25 protein-coding genes and 1 pseudogene are annotated in these 26,333 nt (G+C 69.0%); 17 read left to right on the plus strand and 9 right to left on the minus strand.

The features are described from left to right. Window positions 1-183: 183 nt before the first annotated feature. The 4 genes from ACG83_RS01910 (at window position 184) to ACG83_RS01925 (ending at window position 7,576) form a co-directional block, all read left to right on the plus strand. Window positions 184-2,880 carry an RND family transporter gene (locus ACG83_RS01910; protein WP_083473058.1) on the plus strand — a complete coding sequence of 899 codons (2,697 nt, stop codon included), beginning with the start codon at window positions 184-186 and terminating at the stop codon, window positions 2,878-2,880. Between the two features lie 148 nt (window positions 2,881-3,028). Further along, window positions 3,029-5,860 (plus strand): AAA family ATPase, encoded by a 2,832-nt coding sequence (locus tag ACG83_RS01915; RefSeq protein WP_161934717.1) that lies wholly within the window; start codon window positions 3,029-3,031, stop codon window positions 5,858-5,860. Window positions 5,861-5,999: 139 nt separating this feature from the next. Then, complete coding sequence (locus tag ACG83_RS01920) at window positions 6,000-6,791, plus strand: alpha/beta hydrolase (RefSeq protein WP_054564422.1); 792 nt, start codon at window positions 6,000-6,002, stop codon at window positions 6,789-6,791. Continuing rightward, window positions 6,788-7,576, plus strand: a complete 789-nt coding sequence (locus ACG83_RS01925) for an SDR family NAD(P)-dependent oxidoreductase (protein ID WP_054564423.1) — start codon at window positions 6,788-6,790, stop codon at window positions 7,574-7,576. Before ACG83_RS01920 ends, ACG83_RS01925 begins: the two co-directional genes overlap by 4 nt. A 55-nt stretch (window positions 7,577-7,631) precedes the next feature. Here the strand turns inward: ACG83_RS01925 and map are convergent, their stop codons facing one another. Next, window positions 7,632-8,429, minus strand: a complete 798-nt coding sequence (map, locus tag ACG83_RS01930; RefSeq protein ID WP_054565349.1) for a type I methionyl aminopeptidase — start codon at window positions 8,427-8,429, stop codon at window positions 7,632-7,634. Window positions 8,430-8,499: 70 nt separating this feature from the next. Between map and ACG83_RS01935 the strand changes: the two genes are divergently transcribed. The 4 genes from ACG83_RS01935 to ACG83_RS01950 all read left to right on the plus strand — a co-directional run bounded on the left by ACG83_RS01935 (window position 8,500) and on the right by ACG83_RS01950 (window position 10,731). After that, window positions 8,500-8,802, plus strand: a complete 303-nt coding sequence (locus tag ACG83_RS01935) for a helix-turn-helix transcriptional regulator (protein WP_054564424.1) — start codon at window positions 8,500-8,502, stop codon at window positions 8,800-8,802. Window positions 8,803-9,203: 401 nt separating this feature from the next. Continuing rightward, window positions 9,204-9,977, plus strand: a complete 774-nt coding sequence (locus ACG83_RS01940; protein WP_054564425.1) for an IS5/IS1182 family transposase — start codon at window positions 9,204-9,206, stop codon at window positions 9,975-9,977. Window positions 9,978-10,067: 90 nt separating this feature from the next. Continuing rightward, window positions 10,068-10,313, plus strand: a complete 246-nt coding sequence (locus ACG83_RS01945) for a hypothetical protein (RefSeq protein WP_152991226.1) — start codon at window positions 10,068-10,070, stop codon at window positions 10,311-10,313. A 157-nt stretch (window positions 10,314-10,470) separates the two neighbouring features. Then, on the plus strand, window positions 10,471-10,731 hold the full coding sequence (locus ACG83_RS01950; protein WP_152991227.1) for a hypothetical protein: 261 nt from the start codon (window positions 10,471-10,473) through the stop codon (window positions 10,729-10,731). Window positions 10,732-11,093: 362 nt separating this feature from the next. On the opposite strand, the gene ACG83_RS43775 is transcribed toward ACG83_RS01950, so the two are convergent. The 3 genes from ACG83_RS43775 to ACG83_RS43785 form a co-directional block, all read right to left on the minus strand. Continuing rightward, window positions 11,094-11,552, minus strand: coding sequence for a hypothetical protein (locus tag ACG83_RS43775; RefSeq protein WP_152991228.1), 459 nt, complete (start codon window positions 11,550-11,552; stop codon window positions 11,094-11,096). Window positions 11,553-12,040: 488 nt separating this feature from the next. Then, on the minus strand, window positions 12,041-12,349 hold the full coding sequence (locus ACG83_RS43780; protein ID WP_152991229.1) for a hypothetical protein: 309 nt from the start codon (window positions 12,347-12,349) through the stop codon (window positions 12,041-12,043). 3 nt (window positions 12,350-12,352) lie between these two features. Continuing rightward, window positions 12,353-13,078 (minus strand): hypothetical protein, encoded by a 726-nt coding sequence (locus tag ACG83_RS43785; protein ID WP_152991230.1) that lies wholly within the window; start codon window positions 13,076-13,078, stop codon window positions 12,353-12,355. 710 nt (window positions 13,079-13,788) lie between these two features. On the opposite strand from ACG83_RS43785, the pseudogene ACG83_RS47860 reads away from it, so the two are divergent. Further along, window positions 13,789-13,975 (plus strand): annotated as a pseudogene (locus ACG83_RS47860) (XRE family transcriptional regulator); the annotation flags it as partial. A 13-nt stretch (window positions 13,976-13,988) separates the two neighbouring features. Here the strand turns inward: ACG83_RS47860 and ACG83_RS01955 are convergent. Then, complete coding sequence (locus ACG83_RS01955) at window positions 13,989-15,131, minus strand: GNAT family N-acetyltransferase (protein ID WP_054564428.1); 1,143 nt, start codon at window positions 15,129-15,131, stop codon at window positions 13,989-13,991. Window positions 15,132-15,336: 205 nt separating this feature from the next. Further along, window positions 15,337-16,005 carry a class I SAM-dependent methyltransferase family protein gene (locus ACG83_RS01960; RefSeq protein WP_054564429.1) on the minus strand — a complete coding sequence of 223 codons (669 nt, stop codon included), beginning with the start codon at window positions 16,003-16,005 and terminating at the stop codon, window positions 15,337-15,339. Window positions 16,006-16,203: 198 nt separating this feature from the next. Between ACG83_RS01960 and ACG83_RS01965 the strand changes: the two genes are divergently transcribed. Next, window positions 16,204-17,079 (plus strand): hypothetical protein, encoded by an 876-nt coding sequence (locus ACG83_RS01965; RefSeq protein WP_054564430.1) that lies wholly within the window; start codon window positions 16,204-16,206, stop codon window positions 17,077-17,079. Window positions 17,080-17,322: 243 nt separating this feature from the next. Further along, a complete protein-coding gene (locus ACG83_RS01970) occupies window positions 17,323-17,622 on the plus strand; it encodes a hypothetical protein (RefSeq protein ID WP_054564431.1) in 300 nt (99 codons plus the stop codon). A gap of 240 nt (window positions 17,623-17,862) precedes the next feature. Here the strand turns inward: ACG83_RS01970 and ACG83_RS01975 are convergent, their stop codons facing one another. Then, a complete protein-coding gene (locus ACG83_RS01975) occupies window positions 17,863-18,780 on the minus strand; it encodes a hypothetical protein (RefSeq protein ID WP_054564432.1) in 918 nt (305 codons plus the stop codon). Window positions 18,781-18,854: 74 nt separating this feature from the next. On the opposite strand from ACG83_RS01975, the gene ACG83_RS01980 reads away from it, so the two are divergent. After that, window positions 18,855-19,256 (plus strand): hypothetical protein, encoded by a 402-nt coding sequence (locus tag ACG83_RS01980; protein ID WP_054564433.1) that lies wholly within the window; start codon window positions 18,855-18,857, stop codon window positions 19,254-19,256. Here the strand turns inward: ACG83_RS01980 and ACG83_RS43790 are convergent. Continuing rightward, the gene (locus tag ACG83_RS43790) at window positions 19,193-19,519 is read right to left on the minus strand and encodes a hypothetical protein (protein ID WP_152991231.1); all 327 of its coding nucleotides are present in this window, start codon (window positions 19,517-19,519) and stop codon (window positions 19,193-19,195) included. The two genes, ACG83_RS01980 and ACG83_RS43790, sit on opposite strands and share 64 nt — an antisense overlap. A 65-nt stretch (window positions 19,520-19,584) precedes the next feature. Between ACG83_RS43790 and ACG83_RS41870 the strand changes: the two genes are divergently transcribed. Both ACG83_RS41870 and ACG83_RS01990 read left to right on the plus strand, forming a co-directional pair. After that, window positions 19,585-20,088, plus strand: coding sequence for a GNAT family N-acetyltransferase (locus tag ACG83_RS41870; protein ID WP_235497522.1), 504 nt, complete (start codon window positions 19,585-19,587; stop codon window positions 20,086-20,088). A 171-nt stretch (window positions 20,089-20,259) separates the two neighbouring features. Further along, a complete protein-coding gene (locus ACG83_RS01990; protein WP_054565350.1) occupies window positions 20,260-21,489 on the plus strand; it encodes a YibE/F family protein in 1,230 nt (409 codons plus the stop codon). A 29-nt stretch (window positions 21,490-21,518) separates the two neighbouring features. On the opposite strand, the gene ACG83_RS01995 is transcribed toward ACG83_RS01990, so the two are convergent. Further along, window positions 21,519-22,367 (minus strand): DNA polymerase beta superfamily protein, encoded by an 849-nt coding sequence (locus ACG83_RS01995; RefSeq protein WP_054564435.1) that lies wholly within the window; start codon window positions 22,365-22,367, stop codon window positions 21,519-21,521. A gap of 783 nt (window positions 22,368-23,150) precedes the next feature. Between ACG83_RS01995 and ACG83_RS43795 the strand changes: the two genes are divergently transcribed. From ACG83_RS43795 to ACG83_RS02010, 3 genes are all read left to right on the plus strand, one after another. Beyond that, on the plus strand, window positions 23,151-23,669 hold the full coding sequence (locus ACG83_RS43795; protein ID WP_152991232.1) for a hypothetical protein: 519 nt from the start codon (window positions 23,151-23,153) through the stop codon (window positions 23,667-23,669). A gap of 100 nt (window positions 23,670-23,769) precedes the next feature. Then, a complete protein-coding gene (locus ACG83_RS02005; protein ID WP_152991270.1) occupies window positions 23,770-25,077 on the plus strand; it encodes a MoxR family ATPase in 1,308 nt (435 codons plus the stop codon). After that, window positions 25,074-26,324 (plus strand): VWA-like domain-containing protein, encoded by a 1,251-nt coding sequence (locus ACG83_RS02010; protein ID WP_054564437.1) that lies wholly within the window; start codon window positions 25,074-25,076, stop codon window positions 26,322-26,324. The genes ACG83_RS02005 and ACG83_RS02010 overlap by 4 nt, the downstream gene beginning before the upstream one ends. The last annotated feature ends 9 nt before the right edge of the window (window positions 26,325-26,333 follow it).

A 26,333-nucleotide genomic window follows, 5' to 3' on the forward strand; every position in this document is an offset into this window, starting at 1 on the left:
CTTCTTTCAACGGGCCACCGCACCCGACCAGCCATTTCCGCTGAGAGGCACAGATCGACATGAAAGTCAACACTACCCACGAGTAGCTAACTTGATGTGATCTGCGCTATACAGCCCTGTACAACGAACGACAGAGACTTCCCGTCGAGCCCTGGCCCACTACCACAGCTGCGGAGCATGCTGATGTCGAGCGCGCAAGTGCCCTCCGAGTCCACCGCGCCCCCAGACACCGGACCCGGCCCTGTCCCCGGTCCGACCGGACCCTTCTGGTCAGGCATCGGGCAGACACTGAGCCGGCGGACGAGCATCGTCGCGGCGGTTGTGGCAGTGGTCACCGTCGTCCTGGGTCTCGGGTTACCGCGCCTGGAGTTCACCACCGGCCAGGAGAACTACCTCAACTCCGACTCCCAGGTCGCCAAGGACAACGTCGCCTACCAGGATCTCTTCGGTGGCCAGGCCATGATCAGCCTGTTCACCGTCAAGCCCGGCTCCGAGCTGAAGGATCTGTTCACCACCGGCAACGTCGAGAAGTTCCGCGCGCTGTCCGCAAAGCTGGAGAAGGACCCGCGCATCACCGCCGTGGTCACTCCGCTGACCGCGCTGGAGTTCACCCACAACCTCGTCACCAGCGACGACGGGAACCCGATCAACAGCGCGGCCGGGCAGATCCTGCTCGGTGCCCGCGACCGCGACCCCGACCCGGCGTCCGCGGACCGCCGGCTGCAGGACTCGCTGAAGACGCTGCAACGGATCAACGAGATCCCCGCGGAGCGGCGCGTCTTCGATGATCCGGAGTGGGTCGACTTCCTCCTGCACGACAACACCGGCGCCATCCGCAAGTCGCTGCGACCGTTCTTCCCGAGCGACAGCACCGCGCAGATGGTGGTGCGGCTGCAGGGCAACGCCTCGATCGCGGACGAGGGTGAGGGCGCTTCGGCGGCCGAAGCGGCCACCAAGGAGCTCACGTTCGACAACGCCGAGGTGGTCACCACCGGCGCCGCCGCGCTGCTCCGCGACATCAACGACTACCTGCGCGGTGGGTTCCTCACCCTCGGCGGCATCTCGCTGCTGCTGATGGCCGTCCTGCTGGTGGTCGCCTTCGCGGTGCGCTGGCGGCTGCTGCCGCTCGGGGTGGTGGGCGTCGGGCTCGTCTGGGCCTTCGGGCTCGCCGGTTACCTCGACGTGCCGCTGTCCATCGTCACGATCGCCGGCCTGCCGGTGCTGCTCGGCGTCGGCATCGACTTCGCGGTCCAGCTGCACAGCCGGGTCGAGGAGGAGGCACAGCTCGACCGGGCCGGGCATCCGGTGGCCGAGGCACTCGGCCGGCTGATGCCCGCCCTGGTGCTCGCCACCGTCGCCGGCGTCGTCTCCTTCCTCGCCCTGGAGTTCAGCCAGGTGCCGATGATCCGCGACTTCGGCGTTCTGCTCGCGATCGGCCTGCCGGTCATCGTCGTCGCGACAGTGCTGCTGTTGGCCGCCTCGCTCGGCTTCCGGGAGCGCCGCAGGCCCACCCCGCCGAAGGACTACTCCCACGGGCCGCTCGGGCGGACCGTGCTCGTCCTCGGCTCCCTCCCCCGGTTCACCGCCATCCCCCTCGTCGTCGCCGCGGTCGGGGTCTTCGTCGGCGGGGTGTTCGCCGACGGCAACCTGAAGGTCCAGACCGACCCGGAGAAGTGGGTCAACCAGGACTCCCAGGTCGTGAAGGACATCCAGACGCTGAAGGCGCGCACCGGCTCCAGCAGCGAGCTGGGCATCTACATCCAGTCCGGCGACGTCTTCGACGACAAGACGGTGAAGTTCGTCCACGACTTCGCCTACCAGCAGCTCGAGGAGCACCCCGGGGATCTGGTCACCGCGTCCAGCCTGGTGACGACGGTCAGCTTCCTCATGGAGATCCCCGACACCACGCTGGTGGCGCCGACCGGCGCCGACATCGAGCGCGCCTACAAGGTGGCACCGGAAGCAATCAGGAAGAGCACCGTCAACCTGGACGGAAAATCGCTCAACCTGATCTTCCGGACCGGCCCGGGATCACTGGAGCAGCGGGCCGTCGTCGTCAACGACATCCGCGACACCGTGGCGCCGCCCGAGGGCGTGCGGGCCACCCCGTCGGGCCTGGCCGTCGTCGGCACCGGCCTGCTGGAGAACTTCGAGAAGAACCGCGCCGAGCTCACCTACTACGCGCTCATCGCGGTGTTCCTCGTTCTGCTGATCCGCCACCTGAACCTCGTCCGGGCCCTGGTGTCGATGGTTCCGGTGCTGATCGCGGTCGGCCTCACCGGGCTCATCTCCTGGGCCGCCGGCTTCGAGCTCAGCCCGCTGACCGCCGTCGGCGGACCACTGGTGATCGCGCTGTGTACGGAGTTCACCACGCTGATCGTCATCCGGCACCTCGAGGAACGTGAACGCGGCCGCAGCCCACAGGCCGCGATCGACGAGGCCGCGACCAGAACCGGCCGCGCCTTCATGGTCTCGGCGCTGGCCGCGGTCATCGGAATCGTGGTGCTGGCGTTCAGTGAGCTGCCGCTGCTGCGTGGCTTCGGACTCGTGGTGGCCCTGAACGTCGGCGTCGCGCTGCTCTCCGCCCTGATCGTGCTGCCGCCCCTGCTGCTGTGGGCGGACGAGCAGGGCTGGATCTACCGCGCGGCCACCTCACCGGCCCGTCCGCCGGCCGCGCCGGCGCCCGCGGCAACCGCCGGGGCTCCCGACAGCGTGACGGACGACACCGCCACGGCAACAGCCGGGACGGACGACGACGAGGCGGACACGGACGCCACGGACGCCGCCGCCGACGCGGACGAGGACGAAGACGAGGACGCCACGGAGACGAAGGAGCAGGCGGGAGAGCCGGCGGAGGCCGGCAAGGGAACATCCGTCTAGGCATCGGTATCCCCTGGGCCACCGCACGGGCCGCCCTTCGGGGCCGGTCCGTGCGGTGGTGCCGGCAGTGGACGGACTCCGGCAACCGGGTGTCCGGTCGACGATGCCGTCTTGGCGTTTCCCGCCGCTGCGCCATCATGCTGGGGTGATGGCAGGTGAGGGCTTGTTGCTGGGCCGGGAGAAGGAACTCGGCGACCTGCGCGATCGCCTGAGCCGCATCGAGTCGCGGGGCTGCGGGGTCGGCCTGGTCGGCGAGGCCGGCGTGGGCAAGAGCGCGCTGCAGGCCGCCGTCGTCGAGGACGCCCGCGCGCGTGGATTCACCGTGCTGACGGCACGGGGCAGCGAATCGGAGACGCACCTGCCGTTCGCGAGCCTCCATCAGGTGCTGCGACCGGTACTCGCACGCAGCGCCACCTTGCCGGCACGGCAGCGGGACGCCCTGCTGTCCGGCTTCGGTATGAGCGACCTGACGTCACCGGACCCGTTCCTGATCGCGCTCGCCGTGCTGGAGCTCGTGGTGGACGCGGCCCGGCAGGCACCCGTCCTCCTGTCGCTCGACGACCTGCACTGGATGGACGAGCCGTCGGTCGACGTGGCGGCGTTCGTGGCCCGGCGCGTCGAGAGCGAGCGGGTCATGGTGCTGGCTTCGGTACGGGCCGGCTCCGCACCGTTCACGGACGACCCGTCGATGGAATGGGTGACTGTCGCCGGCCTCGACACCTCCGCGGCCTCGGCCCTCGTCGACAAGCACGCGCCGGACCTGACACCGGCACTGCGCGAGCGGGTGTTGCGGGCGGCCCGGGGCAATCCGCTGGCGCTGCAGGAGTTCCCGGTGGCGATGCGATCCGGCCGGTTCGGGTGGACCGAGCTGTCCGACGAGCTGCCGATGACGACCCGGCTGGAGCGCGCCTTCGTGTCCCGGGTCGCGCACCTGCCCGCCGCGACGCGGACGCTGCTGATGGTCGCCGCGCTGGACGACGGCACGGATCTGGCGGAGATGCTGGCCGCGGCGAGCATCGTCGGGGGTGCCACGGTTGGTCTCGAGGCCAGCCAGCCGGCGTTCGACGAGGGTCTGCTGATCTCCGACGGCACGGTCGCCCATTTCCGGCATCCCCTCGTCCGCTCGGCGCTGTGGCACGCGACGCCGCTCGCGCAGCGGCAGGCCGGCCATGCCGCGCTGGCCAGCGTCCTTTCCAGTCCGCATCCCGACCGGGCCGCCTGGCATCGGGCGTCCTCGATCACGGCGGCCGACGAGCGGATCGCCGCCGAGCTCGAGCAGGCGGCCCGCAACGCCTTCCGGCGTGGCGCCCTGGTGTCAGCCGTGTCCTGGCTGCGACGAGCGGCAGCGCTCAGCCCCGATCCGTCGGCGCGGGGGGCGCGTCTGCTCGACGCGGCGGAGATCGCGTTCGAGCTGGGCCGTTTCGGCCAGGTCGAGCGGATCAGGAGGCAGGTCGCCGGGATGGCACTTCGCCCCCGGGACCAGTCGAGGCTGGCATGGTTGGAAGGCGTCTTCGATGACGGCTGCTCGGGCGAATCGGCGGAGGTGCGGCGGCTGATCCGGCTGGCCGAGCAGGCCCTGCGCACCAGCGATCCGGACCTTGCCATGCAGCTTCTGGTCGGCGCCGCCCGGCGGGTGTGGTGGAGCGACCCTGGAGCGGACGTCCGTCATGAGATCGTCCGCACGGTGCAGCAGGTGTCGCTGCCGGAGAACGATCCGCGGCTGCTGGCCGTCTGCGCGCTCGCCGAATCGAACGAACGCGGATCCTTCGTCATCGGCCAGCTCGCCCACTGGCCTTCGGACGCGCACGGCCGGCCGGAGGCGGCTGGCCTGCTCGGTATCGCCGCGTTCTGCACGGGTGACTTCGCCCGCGCGGTCGAGTTCCTCTCCACACCGGTCGACGCGCTGCGCTCTCAGGGCCGGTTGAGCCTGCTCGCCGAGGCCCTCGCGATCCGCGCCTGGGCCGCGATCTACCTCGGCGGTTTTGAGCTGGCGCGCACGGCCGACGAGGCGATGCGGCTGGCCGACGAGACCGGCCAGACCCTGTGGGCGGCGACAGCACGGATCGCGATCGCCACCATCGGAGCGATCCGCGGCAGCCACGGCCCGGGCGCGGAACTGCTCACCGCCGCTGAGCGGGTGGCCGTTCGGACGCCGATCGCCACGTCGTCCCTGCTCGCGGGTGTCCAGTTCGCCCGCGGCCTGGCCGAGCTGGGCTCAGCCCGCTACGAACAGGCCTACGGGCAGCTGCGACGGGTGTTCGATCCCGAGGATCCGGCCTTCCAGCGCGCCCAACAGGTCTGGACGCTGAGCTACCTGGCGGAAGCCGCCGTCCACACCGGTCGCCAGGACGAGGGACGTGCCCTGCTGGTCGGCATCGAGCGCATCGCCGGCAATGATCCCTCGCCCGCGGCGAGAATCGCCCTGGAGTACTCCCGCGCGGTCCTGGCCGACGACACGACCGCCGAGGTGCTGTTCCGGCAGGCCCTCGACGGCGGCGGGCGCCGCCTGCCCTGGCATCGGGCCCGGGCGGAGCTGGCATACGGCTCGTGGCTACGCCGGCACCGGCGGCTCGTCGAGTCCCGAACGATGCTGCGAGCGGCTCGTGACGCCTTCGACACCCTGGGCGCCCGGGCCTGGGCCGAACGCGCCGACCAGGAGCTTCGCGCGACCGGTGAGAAGGGCTGGCTTCCCACCGTCGGCCCGAGCGAACTGCTGTCACCGCAGGAGGCCCAGATCGCCGAGCTGGCCGCGCAGGGCCTGTCGAACCGGGAGATCGGGCAGCGCCTGTACCTGTCCCATCGCACGATCGGCTCGCACCTCTACCGCATCTTCCCGAAGCTCGGCATCACCTCGCGGGCACAGCTGCGCACCGCGCTGACCAGCGGCACCACGCCATCCAACGTCACCGCGACGTCCGGCGGAACCGCGACGTCCGGCGCCCCGCAGCCACGCCCGCCGGGATCGGATTCGGTCAGATGACGCTAGCCAGCTGGACGTCCCCGTGTCTCCTCCCGTGAATCGACTCGGTCCGCGACCGAAGCCGTACCCGCCCGAACCGTTCTAGGTTCACACCGACGGCTCGGCGTCGGCCGCCGAGCACGCGATGAGGGAGTGAACGATGGCGACGCCGGTGCTGTTCATCCACGGCCTGTGGCTGCACGCGAGCTCCTGGGAGCCCTGGCTGCATCTGTTCCGGGACGCCGGGTACGACCCGCAGGCCCCGGGCTGGCCCGGCGACGGCGAGACGGTCGAGGCGACCCGAGCCAATCCGGAGCCGATCGCCGGCCACGGCATCGACGACGCCACCGAGCACTTCGCCGCCGTCATCGACAAGCTGCCGTCGCCGCCCATCCTGATCGGGCACTCGTTCGGCGGGATGATCGCGCAGAAGCTGCTCGGGCAGGATCGGGCGCTGGCCGCCATCGCGATCGACGCGGCGCAGATCAAGGGCGTCCTGCCGGTGCCGCTGTCCTCGTTGAAGGCGACGCTGCCGGTGTTCAAGAATCCGGCCAACCGGAACCGCACGGTCTCCCTGACCGCGGAGCAGTTCCGGTTCGCGTTCGCCAGCGCCGTGTCCGCGGAGGAATCCGAGGATCTCTTCGAGCACTGGGCGATCCCGGCGCCGGGGCGGCCGCTGTTCGAGGCGGCGGCCGCCAACTTCAGCCCGCATTCGCCGGCTCAGGTCGCGACGGGCAACGAGAACCGCGGCCCGCTGCTGCTGATCGCGGGTGGCAAGGACAACACCGTCCCGGAGACGGTCACCCGCGCGACCCTCAAGCAGTACCGCCACTCCTCGGCCGTCACCGACATCCTGGAGTTCGCCGACCGGTCGCATTCGCTGACCATCGATTCCGGCTGGCGTGAGGTCGCCGAGGAATGCCTGGCCTGGCTGCGGCGGCAGTCGCTGTGAATCTCGGGCTGGCCGGCAAGGCCGTCATCGTCACGGGAGCCAGCCGGGGAGTCGGGCTCGCGGTGGTGCAGGGCCTGGTCCGGGAGGGAGCGCAGGTCGCGGCGGGAGCGCGGGCGGGCTCCCCCGAACTGGCGGCCCTCGCCGACCAGGGCGACGTGATGGTCGTTCTGGGCGACCTGACCACCGCGACCGGATGCCAGGCCCTGGTCGACGCGGCCGTGGCCCGCTTCGGCGGGGTCGACGTGCTCGTCAACAACGTCGGCGGAGTCCATCCCCGCACCGAAGGATTCCTCGGCGTCACCGACGAGGACTGGCAGTGGGCGATCGAGATGAACCTGTTCTCGGCTGTGCGCGCGACCCGCGCGGCCCTCCCGCACCTGCTCCGGTCCGCTCCGTCCACCGTCGTCACGGTCTGTTCGGTCAACGCCTCGCTGCCCGATCCCGACGTCGTCGACTACAGCGCGGCCAAGGCGGCACTGCGAAGCTTCTGCAAATCCCTGTCGAAGGAGTTCGGCCCGCGTGGGGTCCGGGTCAACACGGTCAGCCCCGGGCCGGTCGAAACCGCGCTGTGGCTCGGCCCCGGCGGCGTCGCCGAGACGGTGGGGCGAGCGCAGGCGATCGATCCCGCCGCCGTGCGGGCCGCCGCGGTCGCCGGAACGCCGACCGAGCGGTTCACCCACCCTGAGGAGGTCGCCGAGCTCGTCCTGTTCCTCGCGTCCGGGACCGCCGGCAACATCACCGGAACCGACGTGGTCATCGACGGCGGCATGGTCACAACGATCTGAACACCTGTTCCGGCGCGGCTTCGCCGGGACGTCCGCCGGGACGTCCCGGCGGGGCTCACGGCCGCGTGTGCCCCGGCACGGTGAGCCTTGGCAGGGTGAGGATGTCGGCTCCGTCGTCGGTGATGGCGATCGTGTGCTCGCTGTGTGCCGTCCGGCAGCCGGTCGCGCTGCGCAGCGTCCAGCCGTCGGCATCGATGACGAGCTCGGCGGTGTCCGCCATGATCCAGGGCTCCAGGGCCAGCATCAGGCCGGGGCGCAGCTTGTAGCCACGGCCGGGCCGCCCGGTGTTCGGGACATGCGGGTCCTGGTGCATCGTCGAGCCGATGCCATGACCGCCGAACTCGGTGTTGATCAGATACCCGGCCGCACTGAGGACGGAGCCGATGGCATGGGCGATGTCGCCGATGCGCGCCCCGGGGCCGGCGGCGGCGATCCCCGCGTGCAGCGCGCGTTCGGTCGCGTCGATGAGCGCGACGCTCTCCGCGGGCTTTGACTCGCCCACGATGAAGCTGATGGCGGAGTCCGCGGCGACGCCGTTCTTCGAGACGGCGAGGTCGAGCGAGAGCAGATCGCCGTCGGCGAGCCGGTAGTCGTGGGGCAGCCCGTGGAGCACGGCGTCGTTGACGCCCGTGCAGATGTAGTGGCCGAACGGCCCACGCCCGAACGACGGCGCGTAGTCGACGTAGCAGGACTCCGCGCCAGCCTCGACGATCATGGCCTTCGTCCAGCGGTCGATGTCCAGGAGGCTCGTACCCACCACGGTCCGGCTCTTCAGCGTCTGAAGGATGTCGGCGACCAGGGCGCCTGCCTCCTTCGCCCGGGCCAGTCTGGCGGGGTCCAGGATCTCGATCACGCGCGGCACCCCTCCCACACATCCCCAATAATTATCCCGGCCATACTATACCGGTATTACAATCGGTCCCGTGGTCAGGTTGCCGCTCACTGCCGCCGAGGTCGAGCGCGGTCAGCGCCTCGGTGCCCTCCTCCGGCGAGCCCGCGGTGAGCGCTCGATGCTCACCATCGCCCTGGCGGCAGGCGTCTCACCGGAGACACTCCGAAAGATCGAGTCCGGCCGGGTGGCCACCCCGTCCTTCCCGACCATCGCGGCGATCGCCGACGTCCTGTGCCTCTCCCTCGACGAGGTGTGGGCCGAGATCAACCAGCCGGCCGCCACGTCCGATCCGGCCGGATCGGATCGCGACGCACGCGAGCGGCTGGCCTCCTGAGCGTGCAGCACAGGCCGGGCGGTGGTCGAATGGCCTGCGACCGGGCCGGGTGGCAGGCTTGCCCGTTCTGCGAAGATTGCGCGCATGGAGAACCCCATCGCGCGTGCTGGATGCCTGGTCGCGGATTGAGCATTGGCTTGCCGACCACGCCCCAGCCAGCTACGGCCGCCTGAATCCGCCGGCCGAGAACTCACTGAGCCTTTTCAATCTTGGTTTGTCTGATTCTCCCGGCGGTTAAGGGTCACCAATTGACGAATTGAACGGGAACCGGCTCGGGCCGTTCCATCATCTGGCGACGGCAATAGTTGGTCGGGCGGCGGGCGGAGGGATGCCGTAAATAGAGAAGTCCCCGGTAGATCACAGGGTTCCTACTCCACTGTGCCCTTGACCGAGGACTTCCGTTGCTAACCTACCCCGGTGTCGTCGACCTGCCCGAGTCGACCCTGACCTTCCTCACGGGACTGCTGGCCGAGGACCGCGCCCAGCGCCGGACCTGGCGCAAGCTGCCCCCACGCGAGCAGGCACTCCTGGTGCTCGCCCACCTCCGCAAGGGTGAACGCTACGAGCACCTCGCCGAGGGCTTCCAGGTCAGCGTCGGCACCGTCCACAACTACATCCGCGAGGCCGTCGGCCTGCTCGCCACCCACGGCCGGACCCTGCTCGCCGCGGTCTGGACCTTCGCGTGGACCCAGAGCAACTTCCTCATCCTCGACGGCACCGTCGTGCGTACCAACCGTGTCCGTGCGCACAACAAGCTGTACTACTCGGGCAAGCACAAGTACCACGGCATCAACCTGCAGGGCCTCACCGACCCCTACGGTCGGCTGCTCTGGATCTCCGAAGGACTTCCCGGCTCCGTCCACGACCTCACCGCGGCCCGGATGCACGACGTCCTCCATCTGATCGACCGCTCGGGGCTCTACCTCTACGCGGACAAGGGCTACGTCGGCGGCGAGGGTGACCGCCTCCTCGTCCCGGTCAAGAAACCCAAGAACAGGGAACTCCCCGACCGCGACAAAGAGACCAACTGGACCCACGCCACCACCCGCTCGCAAGGCGAACGAGGATTCGCGGTCCTCAAGAACTGGCACATATTCGACCGTTTCCGCGGCTGCCCACGCCGCGTCGGCATCTTCGCCCAGGCCGTCCTCGTCCTCTCCAGTGAGGGCCTTTAGGAAAATCGACTTTGAAAAGGCTCACTGATCGTCGAGGCGGAACGTGTACCGGGTGTTCGCTTCTCACCAGGCCTCGTCGCACTCCCGAGCATGCGTAACGGCACCTCCGAATGGATGGACGGCTCGAAGGACGACGGTGCCAGGCTCGGCAGATGGCCGTCGCTGGCCGCGATGCTGACCGACATCGCCGACGCGGTGGAGACCGGCACCGACCTCGGCATCTGGCGGCCTCAGGTAGTCGACGGACGTCTGGACTGGGAGATCGCCCCGAGAAAGCACTCCGGGAGCTCTAAAGATCACCCAGGCCGCCCACAGTGGGCGATCGCCTCCCGGTAGATCGGGTTCGCGATCCGAACCGGCGGGCTCAGCCGCTCCTCCGCCCCGCCCAGACACCCGACCATGATCGTCTCCGACGTCGGAACCGCGATTTCCTCGCGCGCCGCGTCCTCATATCTCCATGGCTGGCCTTCGGGACCTATGCGAAGCTCGAATCGTGGTGGCCAAGGTCTTCGCCTGGACGGACTGCACGACACGCTTCGTCATGGCGTCGTCATCGTGGTCCGACGTGGCTCGTGCGGCGCGCTCGGCTGGTTTCGGGGGCGTCAAGGCCGGTGACGTCACCACACTCGTGTCGGAGGACGAGCGTCGGGCGGCCGAGGGTCGACCGGGCGTCCTGCTGGCGCGGTGGGAGTGCAACGGAGCGACCGGCGAGTGGGGATCTCCCGTTCCGGAGAGGCTCCGGCCGCTGTTCTGAGTCTGGACGGTGTGCCGGCCGAACTACGCTGAAACACCTCGCGCAAGGCCGAACAAGTGAGGGCCGGGACCAACGACGGAGCCCACGGATAGGCCGGGAAGACTAAGAGAAGCAGCGCTCCGTCCACGGATCTCCACCAATGTCCACCAAGTCGGCACGACCTGGACCTCAGCGGGGCCCGTGTCACCGGTTTCCACTGCTTCGGGTACAGCGGCGGGTACAAGGTCGCCGACTCGGACTCCACGATGGCTAGAGCAAGCATTTTGGACCTCAACCTGCCCCGGCTCGGGAGCGACGCGCATGCGACCAGGTGCCCTCCTGTACGCACGCGGACGGCACCACCCATCGATTGTTGCCGCCATCTAGAGCGTATTACCCATAAGCAGGTCATCGCGAGCATTTTCCACATAGTCATTGACGAGATCACGCCATTCCCCATTACTAAATTCGGTTGAACCGTCAAGCATACCGTCGACGTAGCTCAGGAAATTACCCGCAGATTCGAGGACTCGCTCTTTCCCGATAAGACGTAACACTATCCAGGATGCCCATAGGTTGCTCCTGGCTTCGCCAGCAGATGATCGGTCCCAGTCGGGTTGCGTCATAAGGGCGAAGGCTCTTCGACACCCTCCAACAGCTCGATAGAAAGCGACATACGCTTCTCGCCGCTCGGCGTGAAGCCTGAACCGGTCTTCCCTTCGCTCCGTCTCGCGGCGCGCATGCGCCGCTTCCTTAGCTTGGTATCGCGCACCAATGTATACTCCGAGCACCGTCAGGATACCGCCGAGGGCAGTCAGCAAAATAGACGACAGTAGGCTCACCACGACCTCCAAAGAAATAGTCGATGGCAGTCAATCTGCAAGTAACCCCAGATTCTCCGACAACACCCATACGCCGCCCTATCTCCTGGTCTCGCACATTCCGTCCACGGCCGTCCGCCAGCATCCACCCATAATCGATGGCCTTGAAATATCAACCTGGCTAATATCAGACCATCGCTAAGACATCAAAAGTCGGCGACCCATGCATTAAGAAAACCGGGCGTTCCGTCTACGGACGTCCACCGCGGTCCGCCGGCGCGGGTACCGCGATGGGTACACGTCCTTCCGGCTGCATCAGCCTGAAGAGCGATGCAGACCCGTGAACACGGGCAACATCTGAGCGGTCCAGAGATAGCCGTCATTCAATGTTAGGACAGTCAAGAAATTGCGGCGCGCCCACAGATACTCGACGAAGCTCCAGATGCCTATCGGGAAGGATTCGGTCGGGTGCGACGTGAACCCCCGCCGGCGACTCGCCCCTCGGATTACTATGTGCCCCTTCCAGTTCCGGCGACAGTAGTGATGTAGGCTTCAATCTCCTGGGCTGCACGTTCGGAGTCGTTTGAGGTGCGACGCAAAGCAGAGGCTATTTCGGCCTGCATCATCCGCCACTGCTCGCGATCTGCATGCTCTACTCGGTCTGCGAGCGTCGAGAAATAGGTGCTGGAATCCTGATTACGCCGAATAAGCGTCTTGCCCCAATTTCTAAGGGTGCGCTGATTCTTGAAGCTATTTAGGTACTGCAGCAACCCTATTGCAAATCCAACCATACCCACAATGAAGCCAATGAGATCCATACCCTACTCCAGCACCCTGATGGACAGGATATTGCGGACATCCATCTGAGGCGAGCAATCATGCACCGACTTCAACTCTAAGTGGCGATAATCTCGCGCACGAGCATCAATTATCTTTAGTGGTATGCTCGGGTTTGTCTCATTATCTTCCCTGCGATCTCCTCTGAGATACTCGAGAGCCAGGCGCAGGCTGGCAGCAGTGCCAATCGCGAAAGACCCGGCGCAAAGTAGTGCCACCCTAGGTGATGCGCTCCATGGATTCTCATACATTGCGAGTATGCCGACATTTGGACTACCAGTGAAAGAGAACCGCCTTCCGTCGGCAGCAACAATCATCCCGGGATATCCGTACGGCCTAGGGAAGCCGGCCCGCCAACGATCCCAGGATTCACACTTTTCCAGCAGCATTTCGGAAATCAAATTGACTGCCGCAGAGCCCACCACTACAAGGTTATCTTCGGGTGGCGGACCCTGCCGGAGATTCTCATAGTAGTCGATGTCCAGCATGCTTCTTACTGAAAAGGAAGAAGCTCCCGCGCTTCTCGCAAGCCGGTCTACCTCTATTGCAATCTCGGGAAGATAGAGCCCATCAGAAGAGAGCGCGAGGTGCGGAGTATCCGATGCTGTCGCGCGTCCACTCGGCATCACTATGGAGAGAGCTAAAGTACCATCGGCTCCACCAAGTCCTCGCCAGAAACCTGAATCAGAGAGTTTTCGGAGCTCCATCACGATAATTCCCGAAAGTTGAACATACTCGTCATCGAAGTTTCTACATCGATTTCAAGGCCTACGATTTCGCGCCCCACACCTGACCTATTTTCCCGACATTTTGCAGAGTGCACTCCCGAGTCGCGCGCACATGAATATAGAGGAAACCACTCCTCGCACAGGAAAGTCGATGTCGAGAGAATTGCTATTTCCTGTCGCGCAGTACAAATACCCGCCTCCCCCATCGTCACCCATCCTTGCCGGGGCGAATTTCAAGTGTAGCAAGTCCAACTGCGCAGATCGTAGCTCGGAACACAACTGGACTCGACCTGTTCTTAAATAAAGCCGTGCCGGCCGATGTCGACGTCCCGGGAAGTCGCCGCCCATGGCAGTGATGCGCCCGGCGAACGCGGCGGGAGCCATGGATTTGATCTTACGAAAGAGACCTTGACCAGGACTTTCGGGGCGCCGCGAGGGACCGAACCCCGAACCCGCGGATTAAGCGCAGCGGGCCGCCTGTCTACTGTCGCCCATGGATGTCCGCCGCGTCGGCCCGGGCCTGCGCGCCTGCCTGCCCGTTTCCACGCCTGTCCATCGATCTCCACCGGCTTGGGTAGCCCCCGGATCCGTCACATCCGCGAGGCATCAGGTGAAGACCTCGACGGGGGCATCGGGCAACGCCCCCGTGTTCGACCCGAACATCGCAGGTGACCAACGGAAGGCGCAGAACCATCTCGCCGGGGGCCCTTCGAAAGATCGAGTCCGGTCGGGTAGCCACTCCTTCCTTCCGCCGTCGCGGCGATCGCCGACGTCCTGTGCCTCTCCCTCGACGAGGTGTGGGCCGAGATCAACCAGCCGGCCGCCACGTCCGATCCGGCTGGCTCGGATCGCGACGCACGCGAGCGGCTGGCCTCGTAAGCCACGCCTGTGGTCAGTACCGGTCCAGAACGTGCGCATAGGGCATCGGCAGCTCCGGTGTGGCACCGCCCGGAAACCACGCCGCGCAGGTTCGCCGGTGGCGCTGCGGGATGGTCGTCTCGGCCGCGCAGGAGTATCCGAGGAGCAGGCGCACCAGCAGCCGGTTGTCGGGGATGAGCTCGCCGCCCACCAGCTCGTCCATCGCGGTGCCGGTGGCCGCCCCGCCGTCTCGCCGCCGAAGTTCCGGTTCGAGCGTGGCCAGCAGCTCGGCTCGGTTCAGGATCGCCGCCATCATCCCGCCGGTCGGCGGGAACTCCTGGTGGTACGCGCAGCCGAGCTGTCGCGCGAGCCGCCCGACGACCCCGTCCAACGGCTCCCGCACCCGGAAGTCGCTGACCCGCAGCTCCCAGGCGGAGCGGGCGACGTCGGCGAGCAGGCACCGGGCGGCCTCCGCATCGCGGGCCGCCATCTCCTCCACAGTCAGCCCGAAATAGCCGTCGCCGAACGACCGGCCCGCCAGGATCGCGTATCCCACGGGCTCCCCCGCGGCCTCGGCCACGCGGATCTCCGATCCCGGCCGCCAGGTCGTCCGGGGTACCAGCCGGTTCCAGTCCGCGCGACGTTCATGGGTCCACGGGCGGTGGGCGTGCGCGGCGTTGTAGAGGCCCACCATCGCCGGCAGGTCGTCCGCCGAGCCGAGTCGGACGCGCACACCGCCAGGCCTCACGGCCGTGTCAGCCGCAGCCGCCGCCACGGCCGCATCCGCGGCGCGTTCCACATCGCGAACGCGGATCTCCAGAGATCCCTCGGCCACGCAGGTGGTGAAGCCGAACTTCTCGTACACACCCCGGATGCCGTCCGAAACCATGGCGACGTCCACCCGCCGTGACATCCCTGCCAACGCCTGACGGAGAAGCCGGCCCATGTGCCCACGCCGCCGGAAGGGCGGCTGGACCTCCACCCCGCCGACGCCCTCGGCGTCGACGGCCACGGCACCGAACCGCCACCGGAACGAATGCACCTCCAGCTCACCGACAGGCGTTTCCCCGTCGGCCAGGAGCCGACAGAACCGCACCGGCCGGCCGCCCGCACCCGGCTCGATCGTCTCCGTGTAGCGCAGACCAGCCTCAAGCACGATGTCGATCACGGGATCCATGCCCTGAATGTCAACGACTCAGATGAATCACACAAGGCGCTCGGGCGATCGGCACTCAGTCAGATGGTTACCCGTTCAGCAGAGTCACTGTGCGGCCGGCTGGACTGGTCGCGGCGGAGACGGCGGTGGTCCGCTGGACCCGGGGCTCGGCGATCGACGATCTGGCAGTTGCCTGCCGGCCGAGCTGCTGCCCCCGTGCGGTCGGCTACCGGTGGGCGTCCTCGCCGTCGCCGACGAAGTCGAACAGCCGGACATCCGGCTGGTAGGGCAGCGGCTGCCCCACCAGCCGGTGGGTGCCCACCCCCAGGAGGAATCCGTCCTCGCCGTCGAATCCCGTCTCCGCGAAACCGGCGCCGGCGAACCAGGAGCGGATGGTGGGCGTGAGATCGGGTGAGCGGCGGTGCCGGGTCCAGATCACGGTCGCAGCGGGCCGGCACAGCCGCGGCAGCTGTTCGACGGTGTGCCGCACATCGGCGTCGGCGATGTTGCCGAAAACCCCGCAGACCAGGGCGATGTGCACCGGCGCGACCGGCTCGTACACGGCGGTGACCGACGCGTCGCCGTGCACGACCTCCACCCCGCCCAGCCCGGCGGCACGGGCCGCGCGCTCGGCGTCGGCGGCGAGATCGGGGTCGAGCTCGACGAGCCTGGCCCGCACATCCCCGCGCCGGGCGTGATCCGGCAGCGCACCGAGGATGTCGCGCCCCTGCCCGGCGCACATGCTCAGCATTCGGATCTCTCCGGCGGGCTGTTCGTCCAGTGCCTCCCGCAGCCGCCGTTGGACGAGGGCCAGCCGCCGGCTCAACGACGAGCCCGGCAGGTCGTAGCGACGATGCCAGCCAACCCAGTGACGCTCCGCAGCGGAAGAGTCCATGGCCCACAAGGATATCGCCGCCCATCCCCCGCCAGGGTGATCACGGTCGGCCGCCGACGACCACAGCGACTCCCGCTGCCAAGCCGCGGCCGTCGACGTGGTAGACGTCCCATAGGCGGGCGCAGGGATCGGTAACCCCGTTCACATCACGTCCACCACACCACCACGACCACCAACCACCGGCCAGCGAGGTGCGCGTTGAGCGAGTATCAGTACTACGAGTTCCTCGCCGTCGACGAGCCGCTCGACACCGACGCGCAGGACGAGGTGCGCGCACTGTCGAAGCGGGCACAGATCACGGCCACCAGCTTCGTCGACGAGTACGACGGCGGCGACTTCAGCGGCCAGCCCGACGAGCTGGTCGAGGCCTACTACGACGCCCATCTGTACTACGCAGACTGGGGTTCACGGCGGCTGCTGCTCAGGCTGCCGACCAAGCTGCTGCCCTTCGACGCGGTGGAGCCCTACTTCGTTGACGGCCAGGTCGGCGCCTGGACGACGGACGAACACCTGATCCTCGAGCTGTCGAGCGAGGATGAAGCCGACAGCGAGGAGTCCGCGGCGGAATGGTCGCTGGCCCCGTTCGCCGGCCTTCGCGACGAGCTCGCCGCCGGCGACCACCGGGCGCTGTACCTGGCCTGGCTGGCGGCGTACGGATCCTGGGAGCGCGACGAGAACGCCTTCGACGACGATGCGGAGGACGAGGTCGAACCACCCGTCCCCGCCGGGGTGGGCAGTCTCACCGCCCCGCAGCGTGAGCTGGCGACCTTCCTGCGTCTGGACGAAGACCTGCTCGCGGTCGCCGCCGAGGCGAGCCAGCCCCTCGACAACCTGGCACCGGGTGGTTCCGAACGCCTGGAAATCTGGATCACAGGACTGCCCGCGGCAGAGAAGGACCAGCTGCTGCAGCGCGTCGTCACCGGCAACCCGGCGGCGGTCCGCGGCGAGCTGCTGCGCCGGTTCGGGGCCGAGAACGCTCCCGCCGCCTCCGACGCACCGCGGCGGACGGTGGCCGACCTTCTCGATGGCGCGGCGAACAGACGCGCCGCGGAGCCCCAGCTCGGCAAGGACTGACCGCGGTGGCTCCGCGGCGACGTCGTCCCGAGCACGTCGCCGCGGAGCCGCGGAGCCGCGGAGCCGCGGAGCCGCGGAGCCGCGGAGCCGCGGAGCCGCGGAGCCGCGGAGGGATTATCCGAGTACCAACCGGCCGGCCGGCCACCCGATTCCCGGCTATTCAGGTGCCGATTTGGGCGCGCGCCCAACCGAAGGCGATATAAAGCGCTGTCAGCTGTTCCAACGGCGAAGGAGCGGGCGCACATGAGCATCGACGGACGCTGGGAAATCATTCTTTCATCACCGATCGGCGAGCAGAAGGGTGAGCTCACGATCACGAGCACCGGCTCCGGATTCACGGGCTCCATGGTTCAGGACGGCACGACACTCGAGATCACCGACGGCCGGGTCGACGGTGACAAGATCTCCTGGTCGGTCGCGGTCACCTCCCCGATGAAGCTCACCCTCAAGTCGACGGCCACCGTCAGCGGCGACACGATGACGGGCAAGGCGAAGCCCGGCATCATGCCCGGGATGTCGTTCACCGGAACCCGCGTGGGCTGAGCCCACCCAGGGAAAGCACGGAGATACCAGCGGACGGTGCGGCGCGACCCCAACAGCGGCTACGCCGCACCGACGGCCTCACCTTCGGCGATACTGCCCCTTTCGCCCGATGCCGTCCGCATGCCCTTCGGCCGGACAACCGGCAGGTACAAATCTATTCGGTTTCCATATTCCAAAGGAAAGCAGCCGGAGGAATCGTTTCCTCGGAAAATGACCGCGATGCGGGGGCTGCCCCCGGACCTACTCCGGCCGCTCGACAGCACCTCGGGCGGCCATGAAGCGGTCCTCCAGGGAGCTCAGCGCCGAACCCAACAGCATCCGATGCTCCACCACGTAGTTGACGAATACCGGTGTGTGATGCTCGCCATGCAGGTCCACCCCGATCCGCTGCCCCGCGTCCCGCCGCAGACGGACGAGCTGGCGTTCGAGCCACTTCTCGTTCGTCCGGTCGGACGGCCGGTCCAGCAGGCGCAGGGTCTGGTGGGTGCGATCCCGCGGCCGCGGCGGCAGGCCCCGCAGCTCGGGGTAGCAGTAGGCGGCGAGGGTACGGACATCGCCCGCCGACCAGTCCGGATCAGGTGCCGCGGCGGTCGTCGTGGCGGCGGTACCGGCGATCACGCCGACGGCTGGAGCGACTGCCGTGACAGGGGAGGCCGCATCGTCGCCGGGCCCCGACGGCTCAGAACGCACCCCCGGGGAGATCGGTGTCCGGCATGGCGCGACCAACTGCACGATCAGCTGGAAACGATGTTCCACATCCCCGTCGGGGGAACGCAGCGTCAGCCACTGACGGGAGCGGGGAAGCAGCTCCGGCGGGCTGAACGGGGTGATCTCCCGATGCAGCCCGGGTGCTGTCAGCAGGAGCTTCGTGGCGGTGGTCGAGCAGTTGGTAACCGCCCACCCGCCGCCTGCCTGACTGATCCGTCCCGCCAGCCGGGGCATGGACGGCTCGAGGGAGCCCTCCGGGGTCAGCAGCGTGGCCGCGAGGTCGACGCCGGCAGGAGCCCGACCAAAGCCGAAAACCATGCCGGGGTGTAGCAGCCATCGCGAGTCGACCCGCAGGGCGTTCTCGCGTGGGTCGATCTCGGTGTTCAGGCCCCCCGCCCGCCGGTAGAGCAGAATCAGCTGTGTGCCGGGGAGACCGGGGGTGACGCTCACCGGGGCCGGTCTCCGCACAGGCTGTCGTTGGCAGGCATCAGTGGGAGAGTCCCACGGGTAGCGAGACCCTGGCGATGGTGGAGAAGCTGCGGGAGCTGCGCCGAGGGCGCGGGGCGCGCTCGGACGACCTCCCGGCTCGGACCGGGCCCAGGCTCCGGCTGTTCTGTGGCATCGCAGACCATGATTCCCCGGGGCAGCTGCGGGAGAAACTGGTCCGTGCTCTGATCGGACAGTGTGAGCGGCTGCCCGGCGACCTGCGGCTCGCGGTGCTCGCCGCGTTCGCGCTGCACGACCAGGCCGCCCAGAAGTTCCTGCACGAGCGGATGGAACGGCTGGCCGGCCGGCTGGGTCGTGATCCGTGTACGGCCCGCCGCCGCGTTGACGAGGGCCTGCGCCTGTGCGCATCGGCTCCTCAGCAGAACGACTCGAAGCCCAGGAGCTGCTCATCGCCACGGCGCCACACCGCGGCCGCGTAGGTCAGGCCGTCGGCGTCGCCCCGCGCGCCGTATCGCCCCGGAACGTCGAAATGGTGCCGCATCCGCTCCCAGCGCTCGGACGCGTCGACCGGAGTAAGCCACCGCAACGGGCGGTGGAACCCGTGTAAAAGTACGGTGCGCGCGTCGACGAGTCGGCGCTCCACCTCGTCAGCCTCGGCCCATCGCTCGCGACGCCACTCCCGCCCCGCGTCATCCCACAGCCGGTCACCGAGTACCCGGTTCCGCGGCTGCCGTTTCCCCACCGATCCATTGTGGCACCAGCCGAGCGGACGCCGGGCAAGAAGGCCCGACCCGCAATCATGGTGCCATGGGCATTCCGAGCCGGGCGCCGATCACCGTCCGCCACGCACGCGGCGAAGATCTTCCCGCCGCCCTGGAGGTGTGGCAGCGGGCGAATACCGCTCGTGGCCGCCCACCTGATGTCGCCCGCGTCGCCAGGGTTCACGCGAAGCTCGCCGCCCCAGACGCCCTGCTGTTCGTCGCCGAGGATGGAACAGAAATTCTCGGCATGCTTCTGGCCGAGACGGGCCGGGAAGACGACGGGCAAGGTCCCGAGCTGGAAGAACTGTGTCACATCTCGATGGTCTTCGTTGATCCCGGCTTCTGGGGGCAGCGAATGGGTGAAAGTCTCCTCCGAGCCCTCGTGGACCATGCTCGCGGTAGCGGATACCGCCGCCTTCAGCTGTGGACCGGAACCACCAACCGTGCAGCCCAGCGCCTCTATCGTCGCGTTGGATTCGTCCCGAGTGGCCGCGTGGCACGCATGAGGAACGGAGAGGAGGCCCTTCACCTCAGTCGACCAACCCGTTGACCAGACGATCTTTACGCGGAACAGCCTGGCCACCGCCACCGCCCTTCAGATGGTCGGACGGCGGGGCGGCCGGACTAAAGGGCCACACTCGGGCCTATGGGACATGGGCATCACCACGGCGGAGGCGGCGGAGCCGGAACCGGTGAGACGTCGCGGCCAGCCACGATCGTCATGGCGGTGGCGGTCACGCTGTTCCTGATCCTCACAGGTGCCGGTGTGGTGATGCTCTGGCCGTCTGGCGGCGCCCACGAGACGCCGGAGGATCTGCGTGGTCTGGTCGGCGGTGCCGGCCAGCTCGTCGACGCCACCATCGAACGCGCCGGCCGGGGGCCCTGCCCCGACCTGGCCGGCACCGGGACGCCGCAGGGGACCTGCGACCAGATCGACGCCGTCCTGGACGATGCGCCGGAAGCCGACGCCCGGGTCCATCTCGACACCCTCGTCGACCCCACCGGCCCGGTCCTGAAGGCCGGGGACGAGGTCCGTCTCGCCGCCACGACGAACATCGCGGGCCAGGCGACCTACTATGTCGCGGACTTCCAGCGCTCCGCCCCCATCGGCTGGATCGCGTTCCTCGCCGCCGCCGTGGTCGTCGCGGTCGCCCGTTGGCGCGGGCTGGCGGCACTCGCCGGCCTCGTCCTCAGCTATCTCGTGATCGTCGAGTTCACGTTGCCGTCCCTGCTCGACGGGCATCCTCCCGTCGCGGTCGCCCTGACCACCGGCGCCGCCCTGGTCATCGTCCTGCTCTACCTCGCCCACGGTGTCTCGGCCCGCACGACCGCCGCACTGCTGGGAACCCTGGCCAGCATGGCCCTGGCCGGCGCCTTCGGTGCACTGGCGATCAGGTTCGCCCACATCACCGGGCTCGGCTCCGACGAGGACGTGATGCTCAAGGCGTTCGCCGGGCAGCTGAGCCTGCCAGGCCTCGTGCTCGCCAGTGTCATCATCGGCTCACTCGGCCTGATCAACGACATGACGATCACGCAGGCCGCCGCGGTCTGGGAGGTTTCCGAGGCGGCCCCGCACGCCTCGCTGCGGCACCTGTACCGCTCCGGGATGCGGGTCGGACGCGACCACATCGCCTCCAGCGTCTACACCCTGGTGCTCGCCTACGCCGGTGCCGCCCTGCCGACCCTGCTCCTGTTCACCCTCGCCGACCGCAGCAGCACGGACCTGGCCGGCACCGATCTCGTCGGGGCCGAGATCGTGCGAACCGCCGCCGGCACCGTCGCCCTGGTCGCCTCGGTCCCCCTCACCACCGCCATCGCCGCCCTGGCCGCATCACGACGCCCGCTACCGCCAAGCCCGGAATCCCCACCGCCGACCGACGCGGATACAGCCGACCCGGCCGGCGGCGGTCACCTCGATGCCGACACCCAACCCCTCACCCGCCGTCGATGACCGGTCGTCCAGCCCACCCAGAAGCGTGCTCAGGCGGCCCATCCCCAGGCCCGGCGGTGTGCCTGGGCGAGGTAGTCGTTGACCGCGTCGAGGTCCGGCCGCAGCGGAAGCGGGGACGACGCGGGGAGATCCGGGCTGTCGAGCAGGTCGGCGAGGTCTCGCGCCACCATGTCGATCATTTCGCGGGCGGTGGCCTTGTCTACGTCGCCGCGGCGGATGGCCATCACCTGCTCACGGTCCTCGTCCCGCATAGGCAGGGACAGCCGGCCGGTGGTCATCAGCTCGAACCCCTGCAGGCCCAGGCGGAGGGCCTGCGCGGCGTATTTCGTGTCATAGCCGTGGGCGGCGACGAGCTCCGGACGGTTCGGAACCCGGTTGCGCCGGCCCAGGCCGTCCATGCGTTCGGCCTGGTTCCTCAGGTAGCGGAGAAACCGCTCGCCGGCCTGCTGCGACACCACCGCGGGGGCGAGCGCGCGCAGCCGGTCCCCCTCCTCGGTGCGGACGATCAGGGCGTCGTCGGGCACCCAGAACAGCAGGAGCACCGACGGGTTCCCGGAGACGGCGAGGCTCAGCCACCGTCGCAGGCTGTAGATCACCAGATCGGTGTCGCCGGGGCCCGAGCGGGCGCCTTCCGGCTGGGTGCGGAACACGTAGCGGGTGAACGAGTCGTCGGTCGACCCGTTGTGCACATCCACGGCGTGCAGGCCGAGGGCGTACGCCGGGGGTTCGATCGAGATCCCCATCTCGTCCCGGTCGTCCTGGCCGTCCAGCGCGGTGCCGTGAAGTGTGGAGCCGACCAGGCCGCGGAGGATCTCGTTTTCGCGGGCGACCTCCCCAGGGCCGTAGTCGACGTTCGGACGGGCGTCAGAGCGGACCATCGTCAGTGTTCCGTTCAGTAGCAGAGCGATCGTCGCTTCGGGGCGTCGTGTTCGTCGATGTTTTTCCACTGCCGGCAGCGACGCTCGGCAGCCCCGCGGTGACCGAAATGGAGATCCGCTGCGTGGAAGATCGCCATGGGTGCAGCCTGCCATGGGGCAGGCGGACGGTCGATTGAATTTCCCTCGGAGCCTGACCAGGTGGGCTCTTCGAAAATGTCGTGGTCCGCGAGCCAGCGGCGCCGCAGCGAAATTATGAGCGACTTCTGGAATCTTGACTGATACGATCGCGCGGTGTGCCGGTACGCACAGCAGCCCTACAAGGTTCATTACGTCTGTGTGCGCTGCCGGCAGTCTCACAAGTCCCGGTGGGACAGTGCGGAGCACCTCTGCACGCGGTGCCGTGCGCCGATGGTGTTTGCGGGTCATGACTTCGCGGCGCCTCGCAGAACAGATGACGAGGGATGGGCGGCGGTCGCGGCCGTGCTCGGGTCCGGCCTGCGCTACGAGGGATTCCAGACATGTGGATGCGGCAGAGAGCCGAGGTATCGGCCGCGAAGCAAAGCTGAGGTGCGGGCGCAACAGGCGGAGGCTGCCCGCAAGGGCATCAATGACACCCAGGCGTTTTCGTTGCGTGATCTGGAGTAGCGCTCACGGGTCTCCGACCCGAGCGGACCCGGCCGCGGGCGGGGTCTTGACCGCCGCCGCAGGGCTGGCGGTACGCTACGCCGCGATGACTACCTCCAAGCACGGATTGGGGGCCTGGTTCACCGAAGGTGAGTGCTGATGCACTCACCGGTGACCGACGCCTTCCCGTCCGATCTGCCGCGGCCTGCGCGTGACCGTTCCGCTTCGTCGCCCCCCGTCGAGATCGCGAATGCCCCCGAGGGCGCCGAGGAGCACCTCGGTCCAGCCTCGGGGACTGTCTGGCATGTGGACTGCCGAGGCACCCCGCACCTGGTCATCCTGCTGGACGGTTTGCCGGTCGCGCTCGACCATGGCCCGGCGGAACTCCGCCGTGAACGGCTCCTCGCCGAGCTGACCGGCGCGCCGCTGCCGTGCGTACGGGTGCTCGACCAGGCACTTCGTCTGACAATCCCTGCCGGCGGCGTTCCGGGTGATCCGCCGGAGGCTGCTCCGGACGGCGCCGAACTGTTCGGCGCGGCGCCGCACACTTCCCTCCCCCGCCCAGCGACCTGGAGGGTCACCGGCAGATCCTGGCCATCGAGCGCACACGGGCGTCCCAACCGCCCCGACCGCCGGGCGCGCCGGGCCCGCCGGGCACACGCCCGACCTTCCCGCTGACCACAGGTCACCGCACGGCGGGCCACTGCCCGCGACCCCTTACAAGCTTCGCGCGGCCGACAGCCGCGCCCGCACACCCGCCAGGTGATGACGCATGCCCATGACCGCCACCCTGCCCGACGAGAACAAGCCCGACGGCAACGAACCCCTGATTCCGCTGACCACGCTGTCCTTCGATGCCGTCCACGACAGCGCGCAGCCACGCACCCCCGACCCGCTCGCGGTGGCCGACGAGCTGATCGCGTTCCTGTCCGAAACATCCACCGAACCGCGCCCCGACCCCCAGCTCGAGGCGCTGATGCTCGCCGTCGCCGCGGATCTTCCGGTCCTGCTCTGGGGTGAGCCGGGGATCGGCAAGACCTCGGCGATCACCCAGCTTGCCGAGGCCCTCGACCTGCCGCTGACCACGGTGATCGCCAGCGTGCACGAGCCGTCGGACTTCTCCGGGCTGCCGGTCGTAGGCGAGGACCCCGCCGTCCATGGAGTGCCGCTGGCACCGCCGGACTGGGCGGTGCGGCTCGTCCGGGAGGGCCGCGGCCTGCTGTTCCTCGACGAGCTCTCGACCGCCCCGCCGGCCGTACAGGCCGCGCTGCTGCGCCTCGTGCTGGAGCGCAGGGTCGGCGCGCTGAGGCTGCCCCCAGGGGTGCGGATCATCGCCGCCGCCAACCCGAAGGCGTCCGCGGCCGACGGCTGGGATCTCAGCGCGCCGCTCGGCAACCGGTTCGTCCACCTGCCCTGGGTCCACGACGCCGGTGTCGTCGTCCGCGGCCTCGGCGGCACCTGGCCACGCGCGGTCCTCCCGCGGCTCGACCCGGACCGGCTCCGCGGCGCGGTGGCCTACGCCCGTCGCGCCGTTTGCGGCCTGCTGACCGCCCGCCCGAAGCTCGTCCACAAGCTCCCGGACGGTGAGACCCGGCGCGGCGGGGCCTGGCCGTCGCCACGCAGCTGGGAGATGACGCTGCGCCTCGTCGCCTTCGCCACCGCTGCCGGCGCCTCCCGAGACGTGCTCTCGCTACTGGTCCGTGGCACCGTCGGTGACGGTCCCGGGCTGGAGCTGCTCGCCAGTCTCGACCGGCTCGACCTTCCCGACCCGGAGACACTGCTCGCCGACCCGACCGCCGCTGATCTGCCCGACCGTGGCGACCTGCGGCAGGCCGTGCTCGACGCCGTCGTCGACGCGGTCCGGCGCCGACCCGACAGAAGCCGCTGGGACGCCGCCTGGGCAGTGCTCGCCCACGCCCTGGACACCGGCGCCCCGGACCTTCTCGTCGTCCCCGCCTCGACCCTCGCCGCGCTGCGCCAGCCCGACTGGGACCTTCCCGAGGCGATCGACCGCTTCAACGGGGTCGTCGCGCTGCGCCGGCGCGCCGACTCCCTCACCGACTCCCCCACCCGGGGACGCCGATGAACGCCCCGCGCCCCGTCCCGGACCCCGCCGCGGCCATCGACGGCGAGAAGCTCTTCGCCGCCAGGCTGCACGCGGCCCAGGTACGGCCCTACCTCGCCACAGCACTCTTCGCGCTCTGCCCCGTGCCGTCCTGGCGGGTCCCGACAATGGGCGTCGACCGGCACTGGCGCTGCTACGTCTCCCCGCGGTTCGTCACCGAGACGCCGGTGGACCAGCTCGCCGGTGTCTGGGTGCACGAGATCTCCCACCTGCTGCGCGACCACCACGGCCGCAGCGACCGTTACATCGCCGAACACGGCGGGGACAGCCCGGCCGAGCGGCTGCGGATGAACATCGCCGCCGACTGCGAGATCAACGACGACATCTACGGCGACGGCCTCGCCCGGCCCCTGGACTGCGTCGACCCGGAATGGCTGCAACGCCCGCCGGGCAAGCTGATGGAGGAGTACCTCGCCGGCTTCCGGCTGACCACCTACAGCCGGACCCTCGCCTGGCTGGACTGCGGCTCCGGAGCAGACGGGCTCGACCGCCCCTGGGAGCTCGGCCCGGACGGCGCACACGGCCTGAGCGAACAGGAACGCGACCTCGTCCGCCATCGAGTCGCCCGCGGCATCATCGGCGCGCCAGGGACCATGCCGGCGGGGTGGCGGCGCTGGGCCGAACGGGTCACACACCCGGCCCAGCCCTGGCGGGCCCTCCTCGGCGCGGCGCTACGGGCAGCCATCTCCGGCGCGGGCGCCGGCGACGACTACACCTACACCCGTCCCTCCCGGCGCGCCGCCGCGCTGCCAGGAGTCATCGCGCCGAGCCTGCGCCGCGTGCCGCCCCGGGTGGCCGTCGTCGTGGACACCTCCGGCTCCGTGAGCGACACCGAACTGGGCAGCGCGCTCCTCGAGATCGCCGCGATCGGCCGAGCCGTCGGCGGCCGGCGCGACAGCGTCCTGGTCGTGCCCTGCGACGCCGCGGCCGGCCCGGTCACGACGCTGTGCCGCGGAGAGGATCTCCCGCTCGTGGGCGGCGGCGGGACGGACCTGCGAGCCGGCTTCGCCGCGGCACTCCGGCACCGGCCAGACGTCATCGTCGCGCTCACCGACGGCCAGACACCCTGGCCGCGCCGCCCGCCCAGCCGGACCGTGATCGGCCTCTTCGACCGGCCCGGAACCTGGTCCGAGAACAGCGAGTACGTGCCCGAGGCCCCGCCAGCCTGGGCCCGCCTCGTCCAGATCGGCGACCAACCCAGCAGATGATCTCCAACC

It is taken from the genome of Frankia sp. R43 (assembly GCF_001306465.1).
In the GTDB taxonomy this organism is placed as follows: Bacteria; Actinomycetota; Actinomycetes; order Frankiales; family Frankiaceae; genus Parafrankia; species Parafrankia irregularis.